Source organism: Parabacteroides sp. AF18-52 (genome assembly GCF_003479145.1).
GTDB classification, from domain to species: domain Bacteria; phylum Bacteroidota; class Bacteroidia; order Bacteroidales; family Tannerellaceae; genus Parabacteroides; species Parabacteroides faecis.
In genome coordinates this window covers 754,789-772,238 of the sequence record NZ_QUGR01000002.1, presented here as the reverse complement: position 1 = coordinate 772,238, position 17,450 = coordinate 754,789, and the positions used below count along the sequence as shown (strand labels likewise).

Annotated in this window: 12 protein-coding genes; 4 read left to right on the top strand and 8 right to left on the bottom strand. The window is 42.8% G+C overall.

Annotated features, from left to right (window positions below; genetic code table 11):
• Nucleotides 1-9: 9 nt before the first annotated feature.
• The 8 genes from DWX23_RS06595 to DWX23_RS06560 form a co-directional block, all read right to left on the bottom strand.
• Nucleotides 10-3,486, bottom strand: a complete 3,477-nt coding sequence (locus DWX23_RS06595) for a TonB-dependent receptor (RefSeq protein ID WP_122373871.1) — start codon at nt 3,484-3,486, stop codon at nt 10-12.
• A 184-nt stretch (nt 3,487-3,670) separates the two neighbouring features.
• The gene (locus DWX23_RS06590) at nt 3,671-4,738 is read right to left on the bottom strand and encodes a FecR domain-containing protein (RefSeq protein ID WP_122355792.1); all 1,068 of its coding nucleotides are present in this window, start codon (nt 4,736-4,738) and stop codon (nt 3,671-3,673) included.
• Between the two features lie 72 nt (nt 4,739-4,810).
• Nucleotides 4,811-5,356, bottom strand: a complete 546-nt coding sequence (locus DWX23_RS06585; protein WP_122373870.1) for an RNA polymerase sigma factor — start codon at nt 5,354-5,356, stop codon at nt 4,811-4,813.
• 194 nt (nt 5,357-5,550) lie between these two features.
• Nucleotides 5,551-6,975, bottom strand: coding sequence for an arylsulfatase (locus DWX23_RS06580; RefSeq protein ID WP_122373869.1), 1,425 nt, complete (start codon nt 6,973-6,975; stop codon nt 5,551-5,553).
• Between the two features lie 14 nt (nt 6,976-6,989).
• The gene (locus DWX23_RS06575; protein WP_122355798.1) at nt 6,990-8,897 is read right to left on the bottom strand and encodes a RagB/SusD family nutrient uptake outer membrane protein; all 1,908 of its coding nucleotides are present in this window, start codon (nt 8,895-8,897) and stop codon (nt 6,990-6,992) included.
• A gap of 21 nt (nt 8,898-8,918) precedes the next feature.
• A complete protein-coding gene (locus tag DWX23_RS06570) occupies nt 8,919-12,413 on the bottom strand; it encodes a TonB-dependent receptor (protein ID WP_229801017.1) in 3,495 nt (1,164 codons plus the stop codon).
• A gap of 216 nt (nt 12,414-12,629) precedes the next feature.
• A complete protein-coding gene (locus tag DWX23_RS06565; RefSeq protein WP_122355802.1) occupies nt 12,630-13,568 on the bottom strand; it encodes a FecR family protein in 939 nt (312 codons plus the stop codon).
• A 167-nt stretch (nt 13,569-13,735) separates the two neighbouring features.
• Nucleotides 13,736-14,065 carry a hypothetical protein gene (locus DWX23_RS06560; RefSeq protein WP_122355804.1) on the bottom strand — a complete coding sequence of 110 codons (330 nt, stop codon included), beginning with the start codon at nt 14,063-14,065 and terminating at the stop codon, nt 13,736-13,738.
• Nucleotides 14,066-14,525: 460 nt separating this feature from the next.
• Here DWX23_RS06560 and DWX23_RS06555 point away from each other — a divergent pair, with 460 nt between their 5' ends.
• From DWX23_RS06555 to DWX23_RS06540, 4 genes are read left to right on the top strand one after another with little or no spacing between them, the layout of a single operon-like run.
• Complete coding sequence (locus tag DWX23_RS06555) at nt 14,526-15,449, top strand: metal ABC transporter solute-binding protein, Zn/Mn family (RefSeq protein WP_122373867.1); 924 nt, start codon at nt 14,526-14,528, stop codon at nt 15,447-15,449.
• Nucleotides 15,433-16,191 carry a metal ABC transporter ATP-binding protein gene (locus DWX23_RS06550; RefSeq protein WP_122355817.1) on the top strand — a complete coding sequence of 253 codons (759 nt, stop codon included), beginning with the start codon at nt 15,433-15,435 and terminating at the stop codon, nt 16,189-16,191. Before DWX23_RS06555 ends, DWX23_RS06550 begins: the two co-directional genes overlap by 17 nt.
• A 12-nt stretch (nt 16,192-16,203) precedes the next feature.
• On the top strand, nt 16,204-16,410 hold the full coding sequence (locus DWX23_RS06545) for a hypothetical protein (RefSeq protein ID WP_122355819.1): 207 nt from the start codon (nt 16,204-16,206) through the stop codon (nt 16,408-16,410).
• Between the two features lie 3 nt (nt 16,411-16,413).
• Nucleotides 16,414-17,421 carry an NAD(P)-dependent oxidoreductase gene (locus DWX23_RS06540; protein WP_122373866.1) on the top strand — a complete coding sequence of 336 codons (1,008 nt, stop codon included), beginning with the start codon at nt 16,414-16,416 and terminating at the stop codon, nt 17,419-17,421.
• Nucleotides 17,422-17,450: the final 29 nt, after the last annotated feature.

Genomic DNA, 17,450 nt, shown 5'->3' with positions numbered 1-17,450 from the left:
TTGTTGTTTTTAAAATGTGACTTCTAATCCAAGAGAATATGTGCTGCATATAGGATATTTGGCACCTGAATTCGCACTACCTAATTCAGGATCCCAGAATTTGATGTTATCCCAAACTGCCACATTGTTCCCTTGCAAATAAACTCTCAAATTTTTCATACGGAGTTGCTTGAGTATTTTATCATTGAATTGATAACCTATCTCGATGTTCTTCAGTCGGAGAAATCCAGCATTACGATGCCACCAGGTACTTGCTTGTGTGTTATGACTGAAGTTGCTGGTATGCAAACGTGGAAAAAAGACATCTTGATTGTATGGACTCTCTGCTAGCCAACGGTCTGAAATTTCTGTCCGGCCAGACCCGTTATCAACCCCTTGTGTGAATGGAAGTAGGGCATAATTGTTTGCTAACATATTGGCGGATGTATGTGCTGTCCCCTGGAAGAAGACGCCAACGAAGAATCCTTTCCATTCTGCATTTACTCCGAATCCATAGACGATTTCCGGTGTCGCTTGATAATATTTATGATCATAAGTACGGTCATAAGAGTCAATGACACCGTCATTATTCAAATCTTTGTATTTGATATCACCAGGGGCAACATTTGCTGCGGGGGTGGGTAGGCCGTCTTTCAATTTATAAGTCTGGCCGCCGTATTCGTTTGTTGTAATATTGAAATCATCCGGAGTATAAAGTCCTTCCGCTATATATAGCAACGGCTTGTCAATAGAGTTTCCTGTATATGTCTGATAATCGTATTTCTGAGGGATTTCGTCTCGTTCAAGGATCTTGTTTTTTGCATAAGTCAAGTTACCTCGTGCAGAGAGATCTACATTTCCTACTTTTTGTTTCACAATAAGATTGGCATCGACTCCCTGATTTCTAACAATACCGAAATTCTGGTATGGTTTTACCCGAAGACCGGAAACGTTTGAAACAGTAGCTCTCTGCAATAAGATATCGCTACGACGGTTATAGAAATAATCGGCACTGAAGTCGACACGACCTCTGAATAACCCCAGGTCGATACCAGTATTCAGTTTCTTTTCAATTTCCCATGACAGGTTAGGCATGGCGAAGCTACCTTCTGCAATCCCATTGCCAGGAGAGTTCCCTTTACCGCCATTGGCACCCGGTGTTAGTCCGAAACTGTAACTATCGAGACCTGTATTAATATTTTCTCTGTATGGGAAACGTGTATCTTCACCAATATTATCATTTCCGGTTATACCGTAAGAAACTCTCAGTTTCAGTTTACTGATATAATCTTCCACTCCTCTCATGAACTTTTCATGGCTGACAAACCAAGCTGCACCTACGGCAGGGAAAATTCCCCATCTATGGCCTTGCGCAAAGTTTTCACTACCGGTCATACCCATACTGGCTTCCAGCATATAGCGGTCATCGTATCCGTAAGTCGCACGGGCAACCACACTTTGCTTGCGATACGGTAAGAGTTGTAAACCATTATCTCTATTCTGATATTGCGTCTCTTTTTGCATATACAATACCATACCGGTTACATCGTGTACTTTATTGAAGGAACGTTGATAATCCAATGAGGCTTCCAGGTAGATCTTTTTCGTACCATCACGACCGGATATGGCGGGGTTACCTAAAGCTGAACTTTCTTTGATCGTTTTTTTATCGAGGCTTCCGTCTTCATTTCTCCCTAATGCATAAAAGGTTTGCGGAGTTTTCGATCTCTTCATGGTTGAATAGAAATCGGCATCAAAGCTGACAGACCCCTTTACTGATAATCCTTCTGTGATGAATTTTAGATCTTGCTTCAACGTCACTTTGGTTTGTAAGAAAGCACTCCATGTTTTGTTGTATCCGCTATTGTTTAACATGTTGTATGGCTGATATTCAACCCCCCAGCCGGGAGCACCATGATCCGAGGCTGTACCGTCGGAATAGTACATCGGAATAACATGTACAGGGAAGTGGCTGATATAATTGAAGATTTCATCTGAGGTATATCCCGGTTGATTTTTCTTCAAATACTGGCCGCTCATGTCGATGGATAGTTGAGTTGTTTTTGTCAGGTCCATATCCACGTTGGAACGCAGGTTGAAACGTTGCAATCCGATATTGGCATTGTAATCCTCTTTGGGAGTAGAATCGAAGATACCGTCTTCTGAATAGTAAGCTCCTGAAGCAAAAAAACGTACTTTCTCGGAACCACCTCTGAAGTTTACCGTATATCTCTGACTTTGTGTGTGATTCTGTAGTAAATCATACCAGTTTACAGAAGGATATAGGTCCCGGTCTATCCCGGTTCTGTATTTTTCAAGTGTTTCGTCGGTGTATTGGGGATTGAAATATTCTTTGTTCGGATTACCCTGGTCATTCCACAATGCTTCATTATATAATGACAGGTAGTCATAAGAATTTAATGTTTCAGGCATGCGTGTCGGAGTAACAATACTGTATTGTGCACTGAAATTGACAGATGTTTTCTGTGCTTTACCTCGTTTGGAAGTAATCAACACAACCCCATTAGCTCCTTCTGCACCATAAACGGCAGTTGCTGCAGCATCTTTTAAAACGGTGAAACTTTCGATTTCATCTACGTCGATATCGTCCATACTTCTGGGAACACCGTCTACCAATACCAATGCGGATGTACCGCCGGCATATGAACTTTGTCCGCGAATATAGAATGCGGCTGCATCGTTACCTGGTTCACCACTGCGTTGTACGGCAATGACACCGGCTATTTGTCCGGCCAACGTATTACGCAAGTTTCGTTGTTTTACATTTAACTCAGCCGGTCCGATCGTGTTTAATGAAGAAACAACGCTTTCTTTTTTCTGTTGACCGTAACCGATAACAACAACATCCTCCAGGCCTACGGTAGCTTCCATCATGCGGATGTTGATGGATGCTTCGCCTTTATAGGTTTTTTCTTCCGTGTTAAATCCGATATATCGGAACTCAATAACGTCACCTTCGTTGACGTTATTGAGTATATATTTACCATCTATATCAGTTGTTACACCATGGGTGGTACCTTTGATAGTGACCGTTGCTCCGATAACCGGATTCCCGTCAGCGTCGGTTAATAAACCTGTCACTGTTTTTTTCTGTTGATCGGAATTTAACACCTCGGTGTTTTCTTTTGTCGGTGTTTTTTTGACAATGATCTGTCGGCCTTTTATGGAATAGGTCTCATTTGTTCCTGCAAAAACTTCATGAAGGATTGCTTGAACCGGTTGGTCACTGAGATTTATGGATACTTTTCTGTCCAGGTCGATTTTAGTACCCTGATAGATAAAAATGAATTCGCTGTTTTTTTCGATATGGGAAAATACATCCCGTACCGTTTTGTTATTCATTTTTACAGTGAAGTAAACTTGTGTTGAATAATTTTCTGTGAAATTGGCAGCTGCTTCTCCTGCAAAACATAATAAACAGCTACTTAAACAAATACTTTTTAGATAATTAAATCTTTTAGATTTGATACTCTTTTGTTTTTTCATACATTTGTACGTATTTTTTAGTAACGAACTAGATTAATACTATCCTGAGCCAGGCAATATGACAGTATTGTCTGGCTTTTTCTGTATCATAATACATTCTCTCTTAAGGTAAGGGGGAGAGGTGGAATTCCCTTTTCATTTCGTGTGTTTATTTCATAAGCAAATATTTTTTAAGGTTAAACATTTATTGAAAGATCCGGATATTTCCATCCGGGGTGGTCTCATATTTAATATCCAGTAACTCTGTAAGAATATCCAGAGAGTTGTTTATACCATTTTTTAAATCCAGTTTTCCTGAAACCAGATATGAAGCTATCGATGGCTCGTATTCAATTTGAACACCATAGTAACGTGATAAACGTGTAAATACATCTCCGACACGATGCTCAGCAAACAGCATGATATAATCTTTCCATGAAATATATTCATTTACATCTACGGTACTGACTGTTGATTCTCCTTGGGTAATAGCGATTTTTTCATTCGGTCTGATGGTGGTTTTGTGATTGTTGTTATCCACTTCCACTTTACCTTCTACCAATACAACGGAAGCTATGGCATCGTCTTTGTAGGCAGATACGTTAAACGTTGTGCCCAATACTTTTACATCGAAATCCTTTGTCTTAACGAAGAATGGACGTTTGGGGTCCTTGGCTACTTCCAGGTAGACTTCTCCTTCTACAAGAATTTCCCTTTTGTCTTTTTCAAAGTCGGAAGGATAAATAACATGACTTCCGGAGTTGATATACATAGATGTTCCGTCTGAAAAGGTTATAGTAGCCCTTTTCCCTTTCGGGACAATAATGTGGTTGAGTTTTTCTTTGCTGTGGACGGAACTTTCTTTAGTAACATTTTCTTTGTTTACCTGTAGTGTCCCATTTTTTTTGTATTCCAAAGAGGCTTCATTGGAAAGTTTCATCCGGTCGTTTTGGGTGATCAGGGTGATCTCCTTCTCCTGGTGAGGTATGCTATCGTTTAGTAAGGAGGTTGCTAATATGTCCCAGTCGTAGGAGTTAGGAGAATATAGAAAGTTGATTGATAAGGTTATTATCAATACCGAAGCGGCAGCGGAAGCCGCATAAAGCCATAGTCTTCTCTGTTTGTGTCGTCTCTGATATCTGTTTTTTAGATCTTCCAGAGATTGTTCAATTTTTTGCAGGTCGACCTTTTCGGCCTCCTGTATATTATCGATCAATGCCTGTCCGGCCTTTTTGAAAGAAGTTTTTCGTATGTTGTTTTCTGTTTTATTCATGCTTTTTTCATTGTCTCTCTATTATAAGTACGGTGAAATCGAGAAAAGGTACTTGTAAGAAACCGAAAAAAGTCATTTTTTATTCAGGAAAAATATTTTACGTAATTGTACGAGTGACTGAGAAAGTCTGTTTTTGCTTGATTGATAGTTAATATTCAATATGTCGGCGATCTCTTTGTGAGATATGCCTTTGATATAAAAAAGATATAATATTTCTTTTTGTTTGGTAGAAAGTTCCTGATAGGCCGACGACAGATTACTTATATCTTCTTTGAGGGCCGTTTCTTCTTCGGTCGTAGCGTGGTCTACTTCCGGTATTTCGTCGATAAAGATGAAATCATTGTGCTTCTCTTCTTTTTCAAGGCTGTCAAGCAAATTATTGCGGAAGGCTTTAAGCAGATAACCTTTTACAGATGGGGTATCCGATAAGTTACGTGATTTAGACATCAGTTTTATAAATAAATTCTGAATACAATCCTGTACCATATCCTGATTGGAAGAGAGTCTGCATCCGTAATTCAAAAGTAATGGATAGTATCGTCTGTATATCTGTTCAAGGGCTTCTTTGTCCCCTTTCAGATAAAGTGACCATAGTATTTCATCAGACTGATTTTCCATTAATGAGTATTTGAATTGTTTAAAACTATGTGGATAAATTTAAGAAATCTCCTCGTATCCCGTCTGCAAATGTATGATATTTTTGTGGATAGAATATAATTATTCGATTGTTTTCAAAGAAAGCGGCTGCTCGAAAGTATCGGAAAAGATATCTTCGGGCAACCGCTTTTATATTCTTTAAAATTAGCTATCGTTTAAAATTCAGTAGATAATAAAGGCCAGTTTACATCTTTGGTATGGACCTGTTCCATTAATGTTTTCAGTTCGACAAACTTTTCGGGATTACGGTCGATCATGTTATGTACTTCGGACGGATCGGCAGCAATGTTGTACAATTCGTATTTCGGTTCTTTCTGGATATTCAGTAAGATCAGTTTCCAGTTTCCTTTGATAATAGCCTGTCTACCGTTCATCTCATGGAATTCAAAGTAGAAATAATCATGTTGTTTCTGATTTTTTTCTCCTTTTAATGTTGGAAGGATACTGATACCATCACACTCAGGTGCTTTTTTAGTGTTGATGACTTCGGCGAAAGTCGGCATCATATCCCAAAAGGCACAAGGATGATGAGAGATGGTTCCCTTTTCGATCTGTCCGGGCCATGCTGCGATCATCGGGACACGAATTCCCCCTTCATACAAGTCTCTTTTGATACCCCGGTAGATCCCGTTGCTGTTAAAGAATTCGGGATCGGCTCCTCCTTCGCGGTGCGGACCGTTATCGCTGGTAAAAATGATCAGGGTGTTATCATAGAGTCCTTCTTCTTTCAGTTTGGCGACAATCTGTCCGACATATACATCATAACGATACACCATAGCCGCAAATGTCGCATGCGGATAGACCTGTGAACAATATCCTCCTTTGCGGAACATAGGACCGGAGTCTGTTCCGTGGTGAGGTTGTTCCGGATACATTCCCCTGAACTTTTGAATGATACTGTCTTCCGGCACCAACAATTCGGCATGAGGCAATACATAGGGAATGAACAGGAAGAATGGTTCTTCTTTATTGTCGTCGATGAATTTTAGGGCATGTTTATGGATCTCATCCTGTGAATAAGTGCCATAGGCTCCGTTGGCATTTTCCGGATAGTCGACTCGCTTGTCGTTGTCCCACATGTGGTCGGGATAATAATTGTGCGCCAGAAGCTGGCTGTTATATCCGAAGAAAGTATCTACGAACTGCTTGTTCGGATCGCCGGTACTGCCGACTTCTCCCAAACCCCATTTGCCGAATGCACCGGTTTTGTATCCCGCTTCTTTGAATATCTTGAAGATCGTATTTATGCCGGTGGGCAGGGCCACTTCATAATCCGGATTCACGCTTGAGTTACCACGTATGCAGGCATTTCCGGTATGTCTGCCGGTCACCAGGCTGCAACGGGAGGGGGCACTGACCGTCGTCCCCGAATAGCACTGGGTAAAACGCATACCCCGTTGTGCCAGTTCATCTATATTAGGGGTCTGGAATTTTTCCTGTCCGTAACAACTCAGGTCACCGTAGCCAAGATCGTCTGCGAGGATAAAAACGACATTTGTTTTCTCCTTAGCTACCAGGGAGACAGTGCTGCTGCCTGCAGTGAGCAGGCAGAGACTGTAAAGTGAAATATTTCTTTTCATGGAATTTAAACTATTTATTCAGCATTGGAACGTGGATAACCTTCGTTCTGATCCAGATTCTGATTCAGCAGCAGTTCATTGCTAGGCAACGGGAACAGGTAATGACGGTCTACCCATCCAACCGGTTTACTGAAGAATACGATGCGTCCTTCATCACCGTTGCGGTCCAGTTTCAGTTTGAAGTTGGACGGATTGGCCTTATCACCCATATGGCGTGTGTCTTCCAGGTCTGATTTTTTCAGGTAAACACCGAATTGTTGCGTATTCATGTATTCAGCCTTTTTCCAGCGGCGCAGGTCATCGAAACGGTATCCTTCGAACATCAGTTCCACACGGCGTTCACGGCGGATCTCCCATAAAACCGGATCGACGCTCTGGTCTCTTTTCGGGTCGAATGAAGCATTGATTTCGCTGACTTTCATATCTGCGACATGTGCTCGTTTGCGTAATACATTGATCGTAGCATCGGCAACGCTTTGGTTGAACTGTCCCAGTTCCCAGGCTGCTTCTGCGTGATTTACCATCACTTCACCCATACGGAACAGCGGGAAGTCGGTGGAGTTTACGCTACCTGCCGAGTTGACCGGAGTAACCGTGTTATAATATTTCCATACATAGTAACCGCCGTAAGAGGTCATAAAACCTTGTCCCATATTATATGAGTTTTCGCGGAAATGAGGAACCTCACGTAATATCTGTCCGGCCCATTGTAAAGCAGGAAGTGTCTTTGTCGAACCGGCTGTATTCGAGATCTGAGCCATCAGGTCGATATATTCTTTATCTCTCGGATCGTCCGTGAAAGTGACTTTCGACATATCCATATTGGTTGCTGACGGGCTGTTCACCTTGTAAGGCGGACATACATTATAATATAACCGGTAGTCCCTGTTTCTGAATTCGGTATATACATCGGCGTCTCCCGTTTCTTTATTTCCTTCGAACAGGTCGCTGGTATAGATCGGTTTGCCGTCCTGGCAAAGATAAGCTGCGATACCATCCGAACTGATCTCCGAATAATGGGAAGATGTTCTTACGTAACGGGTCATATTGTGACCTTTTCCGTCAGACAGGAAGTTTTTGTAAAGCAAGATCCCTGTCGTGCCTTGTAATTCTTCGGAGTTGAACAGTTCATCGTAATGATTGTGTACAGTAGGATGCGCGTTAATCAGTTCCTTTGAAGCATCGAAACTTGCCTGGAGATATTTCAGACCATCAGAGATGCTGTGATATTTCTGCCAGGTTCCTTCAAACAGTCCGTAACGGGAGATCAGTGCACAGACAACATCACGGTTGATCGTATTTTCTCCGTCACCGTCCGGATTAATGTTCTCTTTGGCATATTCCAGCATTTCCAAAACTTTGGCTGCCAGTTCCGTACGAGGAGTTCTTTTGGCATACAAAATTTCCGTATCGGTATCTTTCAAGGCATTTTCTACCCAGATAGCACTTCCATAATGAGCGATCAAACGGTAATATTCATTCGCTTTAAAGAAATACCCGAGACTGCGCCAATGCGCTTTTTCCGATTCTGTCATTTGTGAATTGTCCAGGTTGTCCAGCATGATATTGATGGCACGGATACGTTCGTACGGTTTACTCCATTCGTCGGCCGTACTGGGAACGGTTGTTTTTTCAGGCCATGTCCAGGGATTTTCACTGCCCGGATTCCCGTAAAAACCATTATCGGAATAACTATCAAAAATATATTTTTCGTTAGGTCCTCCTTTGATCGCTGTCGGTCCGGCATAAGCTGTCAGATAGGTATAGAATTTCCAGGAGTATGTTTTGAAATTGTCATAACTCACAAATACGGTCTCTTCTGTCTGCTTATCGAGCGGAAGTCTTTCCAGGTAGTCGTTGTTCAGACATGACTGAAACAGGGTGGTACCTATTGCCAGGAAACTTATTAATAACTTTTTCATATATAGTGAATCTCCTTTACTTTAGAATGTTACATTAATACCAAAAGAAAATTGTCTCATCAACGGATATGACCATCCTGCAGCTTTCGAGTCGCCTTCGATATTAGCGTTCACCTTGTTGCTACCCGGTGCCATGCTGTATGAGTCAGGATAATAACCTTCCGGCAGATGATGCCATGTGAAAAGGTTTTCACCACTGAAGAATACTCTCAGTTTCTGAATGTACAGTTTGTTGCACAGATCGGCCGGTAAATTATAACCGACAGTCAGGTTCTTTAAGCGTACATACGAACCGTCTTTCAGGTATTTGGTCTGGCGTTTGTTGTTGTAACTGTTGTTACCGCCTTCTCCGTATACTCTCGGATAGTAAGCATTCTGGTTGTCTTCCTGCCAGTAATCGGTCTGGTAGTCGAATACGGAGGAAACGAACTGTCCGTTAGGAGCCCATAGATCACTGATCCATAAATCGCGTTTGCCGACACCAGTGAAGAATAAAGACAGGTCGAAATCTTTATAAGAGATACCGGCATTGATACCATACTGGAAGCGTGGAGTGCTGTTCCCGATTTTGCGCAGGTCGCCCGGGTTGTTTTCCGAGTTGTCTCCGTTACTGATCTTTCCATCGCCGTCGAAGTCTTTGTATAAGATATCTCCGGGCTTTACGTTATCTCTGTTTTGACCCAGGAATACAGGAATATCATCTTTCAGCTTTCCATCAACGAAGTCGTTTTCCGTGTAGAAGCGATCTGTTGTATAACCCCAGATTTCACCAAATTCCATACCTTCGCGATAATACATTTTTTCGATATTGTTATCTGAAGCATCTGTATAAGTCAACAAGTTATCGTCATTACTGTATTTAGTGATTCTTGAACGAGAGTCATACAGGTTCAGGCCGATATTGTAACGGATATCCTTACCGATCTTGTCGCTCCATGTAATAGCCAATTCCCAACCTTTGCTGCGCATATCAGCCGCATTCACTTTCGGTGCTGTTGCACCCAGTACGGCCGGTAACGGTTTGGCTGCTGTAAGCATATCCTTCGTATCGCGTTGGTACCAGTCGAAAACAATGCCGAGACGGTTGAACAGGTTCAGGTCGACACCAATGTCCAAAGTATTGACTGTTTCCCAGGTAAATGATGAACTTACCAGTCCCGGAACACCTAATGTAGTTACATATTTATCTGTACCCGGCAGAATCCAGTTATAGTCGTTTTTCGCATCGATCGTCGGCAGATAAGCATAATAATCCACATTCTGGTTACCGATACTACCCCAGGAAGCTCTCACTTTCAGGTTGTTCATCCAGTCTTTTGTATCTTCCATAAATGATTCTTCCGAAATACGCCATCCGGCAGAGAAAGAAGGGAAGAAACCGAAGCGGTCGTTTTTCGGGAAACGCGACGAGCCGTCATAACGTCCGTTGGCTTCTACCAGATATTTACCTTTGTAAGAATAAGTCAGACGATAGAACAAACTTCTAAGAGCATATTCTTTGAATGAGTCTTCGGAAGTGATCGTTCCGGTAGATTGTGAGATAGATGGCAACCCCTGGTTGATAGGGTCTTCACGGGTTGCTTTCAGTGATTCGTAATACCAGTTTTCCTGATTATAACCACCCATGACAGAGAAAGAATGATCGTCGATATCTTTGGAATAGGTCGCAAAAATGTTGATTGCATTCGTCGTTTCAAAGAACTGTTTCATCTGATACTTTGAGTTCGTATAAGTATCTTTCTTTTCTCCTGTTACGGGTGCAATATATTTATAAATTTCATTGAACTGTTTTTCCGAACCCCAGTTACGGTTGAAGCTGTATTCTCCGATGATGTCCAGACCTGTAAACGGTTTGATCATGACACGGCCCAGGATACGGGTGTTGTTTGCCCGGTTGATTTTAGGTGAAGCCAGTCGCAACAGGTTGGACGGCGTACCGTAAGGCAGTAATTCGTTATCATCTTCGGTGGCATAGTCATAACCCAGCGGGCACATACTCGGCATACTGCTGGCAAATGACCAAACCGCATTTTCCCCATGTTCGGAGGTTCCGGATTGTGCCGTCGATGTTTTTGAATCCGTATAACGGAAGTCAGCTTGTAAAGTCAGCCATTTGTTGGCATCCATACTAACGAATGCAGATGCATTATAACGTTTGTAAGAGTCCTTGTCAGTCACCAGGATACCGTCTTCGTCCATCATACCGAAAGATACGCGGTAAGTCGCTTTGCTGCTACCGCCTGTTACGGAAACATTATGCTGTTGCTGGAAACCGAAGTTATCCATCATATCATCGATCACATCGGTCGGAGCCAGGTTGTAACGTACACCGTCCGACCATACATAACCATCCTTGTGTTGTCCGTTGCGATATTCGTCCAGGTATCCTAGCCATTGTTCCGTATCCTGTCCGCCATAATAACGTTTCAGACCCATATTGGCATACGTTTGAACCGTTGTATAAGGGTCGACCTTATTCGGCAGGGCAGCCGGAGTGGAGAAAGAGAAGTTATTGTTATAGCTTACACGCATCGGTGTATCTTTTTTTCCTTGTTTTGTTGTGATCAGGATTACACCGAAAGCAGCACGGGCACCGTAGATCGCTGAAGCGGCGGCATCTTTCAATGTCGTAACGCTTTCAATATCATTCGGGTCCAGCAAATCGATATCCATCGGTACGTTGTCGACCAATACCAGCGGGGCACCATTCGTATCGTCATTGATACTGGTTGCACCACGAACGTTCATATTGATGGTTGTACCCGGTTTACCATTGTTGCGGCTGACCTGCAGACCGGGGATCGCTCCTTCCAAAGCCTGTGCCGTATTACCGACCGGGCGGTTACCTACGACATCTTCCATTTTAACGGTTGTGATCGCACCGGTCAGGTTTACCTTTTTCTGGGCACCGTAACCAACCACTACCACTTCGTCGAGTGCCTGGCTGTCTTCTTCCAGCAGGATGTTGAGGGTAGATTCGTTGCCAACCTTTACCTCTTTGGTGTTATAACCGATATAAGAAACTAGCAACGTTGCTCCGGGTTGTACGGTCAGGGAGAATTTACCGTCTATGTCTGTAATGGTACCGTTCGTGGTCCCTTTTTCGACGATGTTGGCACCGATCACTTCCAGTCCGCTTTTATCTTTGATAATACCGGTGATCGTTTTCCCGTCCTGCTGGGATTGAGAACTGATGCTTTTCCCAGGAATGTTATTTTTCATGGAGAGCACAATGTGTTTGCCTTCCATTTCATAGGTTATATTCGTCCCGTTGAAAAGATCGGACAACACTTTGTCCACAGTTTTGTCTTTTGCTTTCACGGAAGTCACACGGTTCACATTTACATTATTCTTGTTGTAAATGAACAGGTAATCGGTTTGCGACTCGATTGTATTTAAGATTTTGCTGACTGCCACGTTATTCTCGTTCAGAGTAACTTTGGCGTTCTGAGAACTTACATTTCCCGCAATGGAAGTGAATGTGCAAGTTAACAGAAGGAATGTTGATAATTTCATAATCCGTCCCAAATGGTTTGATTTGCGCTTTTTAGGCACAAAAAAGGTTTGACAAAGAAAATTTATCATAACTTTGTGTGGATTTAAATGTTAATAATGAGATAATTAAAAAGTCGTCTCTTGTTAGCTCCGGCCGGAAGATGTGGGGACATTTTCCGGCTTTCTTTTTTGATTATGGGTCTCTGTTCATAAGATGTAGATTATAAGGTGAATGAATTATATAATTGTAATTGAATTTAATTCGTCGTTTCTGAGGTATTTGAATTTTACGTCTTTTTGAAGAACTCTCAAGGCGTATTCAATGCCGTCGGTTTGCCTGAACTTTCCGGTGCATTTGTATTTCAATACATTCGGGTTGTTAATAACAATGTCTATGCCATAATACACGGCGAACTTTCTCATCAGGTTCTCAAAAGGTTCGTCATCCAGGCAGATCAGTCCTTCCCGCCAACGTAAATGTTCCGGATTGTTAATTGTGTCTTTTTGTAGGATACCATCTATTTCCGTCACCTTTTCGTTCGGCGTGAGCGATATCCATTCAGTCTGGTCACCGGTGGATACATCGATCGCTCCTTCCAGCAGGGAGGTTTCAAATGCACTTAATTTGTTTTGATAAGCAGATACGTTGAATGTCGTACCCAATACTTTGATGTCGTATTTTCTGGTTTTGACAATAAAAGGAGCTTTCTCGTTTTTCGTAACTTCGAAATAACCTTCTCCGTCCAATTCTACTTCTCGTATGTTTTTTCCGAAAGAGGTAGGGTAAGTGAAGGTCGATTTAGAGTTCAGCCACACTTTTGTGCCGTCTCCCAGGACGAGTTGTACTCGTTGCCCGGCCGGAACCATGACCGCTTGCAGGCTTTGCGGTTCTTCTTTGTTGGCGGTGAAAATAATCCAGGATAGGGAGATCAGTAAAGCTATGGAGGCAGCAATACTACCTATTTTCCAGAGAATAAATGATTTATTCTGAGCTGAGAAGGTTGAAGCCTTCTCAGCAGATGTTGTATAGTGAATTAAGAGTGCGTTCCAGATTTTGCGCTCTTCCAGATATTGCCGGTAATTACCGGCCGAAGCCTCCGCCCAATCCATAACCTGTTTTTCTTCCTGTGGGGAAGTGTCGCCTCTGAAATATTTATGTAGTAATTCTTTTTCCATTCTTTCGTATTGATTTAGGTTCCCGTTCGGGCCCTTTCGTTATAATAACACATCACTTCCGGTTTACCCTAACGAAGAATGGAATATTTTTTCAAATAAATAAAATCCTACACCTCTGATGCCTATAAAAACAGGATGAATGAGATCGGACTTATTTTGAAAATCAATTAGTCTTTGAAGTAACTGTGTTCTTTGACCACTACACCTTTATCATCGAAATAAACTTTCTTTTCTTTGCCTTCACGTGTTTCCAGTACCACTTTATATTTTACATACGTGCTGTTATTGGATACGTAAACCGATTTGATCCGGCAATCCTGATAAGCATTATTCACTCCCTCCTGCAGAATTTGGGGAATGGCTGTAATGTCTATCTCGTAGAACTTATCTTGCTTTTCAACTTCTGTTTTATCATTACCCGGTGTGTTTTGTGCCTGGATCTGTGACGTAAAAGCGGCACACATGGCAATCACTGCCATTAAAACAATCTTTTTCATACTTTTTCTTTTTACTTAAAAACCTAAAACTAATACCTTAATTTGCCTTTTGCTCCTATTGCCCAATATCCGTGCCAAAAATGCAGAATGAACTATCTTTTATGTTAAATGGTTGTAAACAGACGATTTATATTTCAGCCGGGCAGTCCGATAAAATGATATGATTTTGCCGAGTGGGGAATTTTTCCATATTGGAGTGGGGTTTTCTACAAAAGATACGGTGAATATCGGATTTTAGTGATTGACAAAATGATATTACTATCCCATGTAAATGGGATTAATATAACGGCTAAATGAAATTAGTATGGCGACTAATATTTTTTAACGTATTAGAAAGTTAGCAAAAAACGATTTGTCAGGTCAAATTGTCAAAGTTAATTATGGGTGTCGCCTTTACTTTGAAATGTGGAAGAGTACCAAAAAATTACTACCTTTGTACGAATTGTGATAGAAATAAAAGATGAAACAAACGAGTATACTGATCACTATCCTCTCGATCCTTTTGTTGACGGCCTGTGTGACCAAACAGACGGATGAGAAGATCGTAACTGTTACGATCGAACCCCAGCGTTATTTTGCAGAGCAGATAGCGGGAGATAAATTTAAGATCAATTGTGTGGTTCCCGCCGGACAAAGTCCTGAGACGTACGACCCTACTCCCCAACAGATGATACAGGTCGGCAGAAGTGTCGCTTACCTGCAAATCGGGCATATCGGCTTCGAACTGGCGTGGATGGATAAGATACGTGAGAATAATCCGAAATTGACGTTCTTCGATACTTCGGAAGGATTTAATCTGTTGAAAGAGACTGCAGAAGAACATGACTATGGGCATGATGCACACGATCATGATGCCCATGCCGGAGAGGGAACACATCACCACCATCATCACGGTGGGGTAGACCCGCATATCTGGAGTTCCATTGCCGGAGCTAAAGCGATTGCCTGGAATACATTGAACGCTTTTATCGCACTGGATCCGGATAATACGGATTATTTCTGGCAGAATTATAATAAACTGTCGGACGAGATAGATAAAACGGATGCGGAGATCAAAAAACTGCTCGATCCGTTGACCGACCGGACATTTATTATTTATCATCCGGCACTGACCTATTTTGCCAATGAGTTCAATCTCACGCAGCTTTGTATCGAGATGGACGGCAAGGAACCCTCACCAGCCCAGTTGAAGCAGCTGGTGGAAACGGCTCGTACCAATAACGCCCGTGTCGTATTTATCCAGCAGGAGTTCGACCAGAAGAATGCCGAACTGATCGCCAGGGAAACCGGTTGTAAACTAACAGTGATCAATCCGTTGGCTTATGACTGGTCTAAAGAAATGATTCATATAGCAAAAGCGTTGGCAGATGGACAAACTCATTGAAATAGATCATATAACAGCCGCCTATGGGAATAAGGTTGTTCTGAAAGATGTTTCCCTGACCGTATGGAAAGATGATTTCCTGGGAATAATAGGCCCTAACGGAGGAGGTAAGACGACTTTACTGAAGGTGGTCCTCGGATTGCTGCAGCCGGTATCCGGTGCTATCCGCTTTTTTCGGGATGGGACGGAGGTGTCTTCTTTACGGATCGGTTATTTGCCACAGCTCAATAATATAGACCGTAAATTCCCGATCTCTGTCTGGGAGGTGATCGCTTCGGGTCTGGCTGCGGAAAAGCCCCGTTTCCGTTCCTATACGGATGCTCAGAAGAAACGTATCGAGGAGGTGATCCGGCAGATGGGACTGGAAGATTTGTACACCCGTTCGATCGGTGAGTTGTCGGGAGGACAGTTACAGCGTGTTTTATTGGGACGCTCTATCGTTTCCCGTCCGCAGCTCCTGATTCTGGACGAACCGAATTCGTATGTCGATAAACGCTTTGAATCCCGTTTTTATCAGTTACTGGAGGAGATCAATAAAGAGAGTGCAATCATCCTGGTATCCCATGATATCGGAACGGTGCTGGCAATGGTCAAGAATATCGCTTGCGTGAACGAGACATTGCACTATCATCCCGGTGCGGATGTATCCGAGGAATGGCTCGGTGAGAAATATGCCTGCCCGATCGAGCTGGTCGGCCACGGAAATTTGCCGCATCGCGTATTGAAAACACACGAACATTAATATTCTATTCCCATGTCACACACACTTTGTTTAATCTCATTACCGGAAATCGGATTTATCGTAGGTATTGCCGTTATCCTGTTTGGCTGTAAGGCTGTCATGCAGAATCCGTTTATCTCCAGGGGGCAGAAAATCGTATGGATACTGATTATTGTTGTACTTAACTGGATCGGGCTGTTATGGTATTATTATACCTATTATATGAAGAATAAAGACTAAGATATGAAGATACTGATTACAGGGGCAAGCGGATTTATCGGGGGCTTTCTGGTAAAAGAGGCGTTGCGCCGGGGATATGAGACCTGGGCAGGGGTGCGTGCTACGAGCAGCCGTGAGAACCTGCAGGACGAACGGATCCGTTTTATCGATCTGAAATATAATAACAGGGAAGCCTTGACTACCCAGTTGGCGGATTTTGCCCGTGAACAGGGGGGATGGGATTATGTGATCCACAATGCCGGACTGACCAAGACTTTGGATAAACGAAATTTCTTTCGTATAAATGCGGAGAATACACATAACTTTATAGAAGCATTGGCGGCCGCCGATTGCAAGCCCAGGAAATTTTTATTGATGAGTAGCCTGAGCAGCTATGGGCGCGGAGACGAAGAAACTTTCCGTCCGATCCGCCTGGATGATCCGCAAGAACCGGATACTGCTTATGGACAGAGTAAGCTGGAGGCGGAGAACTATGTGCGCAGCCAGTCTTATTTTCCTTATGTGATCCTGCGTCCGACCGGTGTGTATGGCCCCGGCGAGAAGGATTATTTTATGGAGATCAAGAGCGTGAAGTCCGGATTCGATTTTGCCGTGGGGTATACTCCCCAGCGTATTACATTTATTTATGTAAAAGACCTGGCGCGGGTCGCTTTCCTGGCGTTAGAGAATGAAGCGATATGTAACCGGCATTATTTTGTGGCAGACGGAGATGTACATACTGACGAATCGTTTGCCCGGATGATACAGGAACTTTTGGGAAAGAAGCATGTATTGCATGCCCGTATCCCACTGGGACTGGTAAATGTGGCATGCCATTGTTCCGAATGGATCGGTAAGTTACTGAATAAAGGTATGACACTGAATACCGATAAATATATCATCCTGAAACAACGCAACTGGATTTGTGATGTTGCGCCGCTTCAGGATGAATTAGGTTTTACTCCGGAATATCCCTTGCGTAAAGGACTGGAGGAAAGTATCGAATGGTATCGGAAAGAAGGATGGTTATAACCCGTTGTTATCCGGCCTTTGCCGGAAAC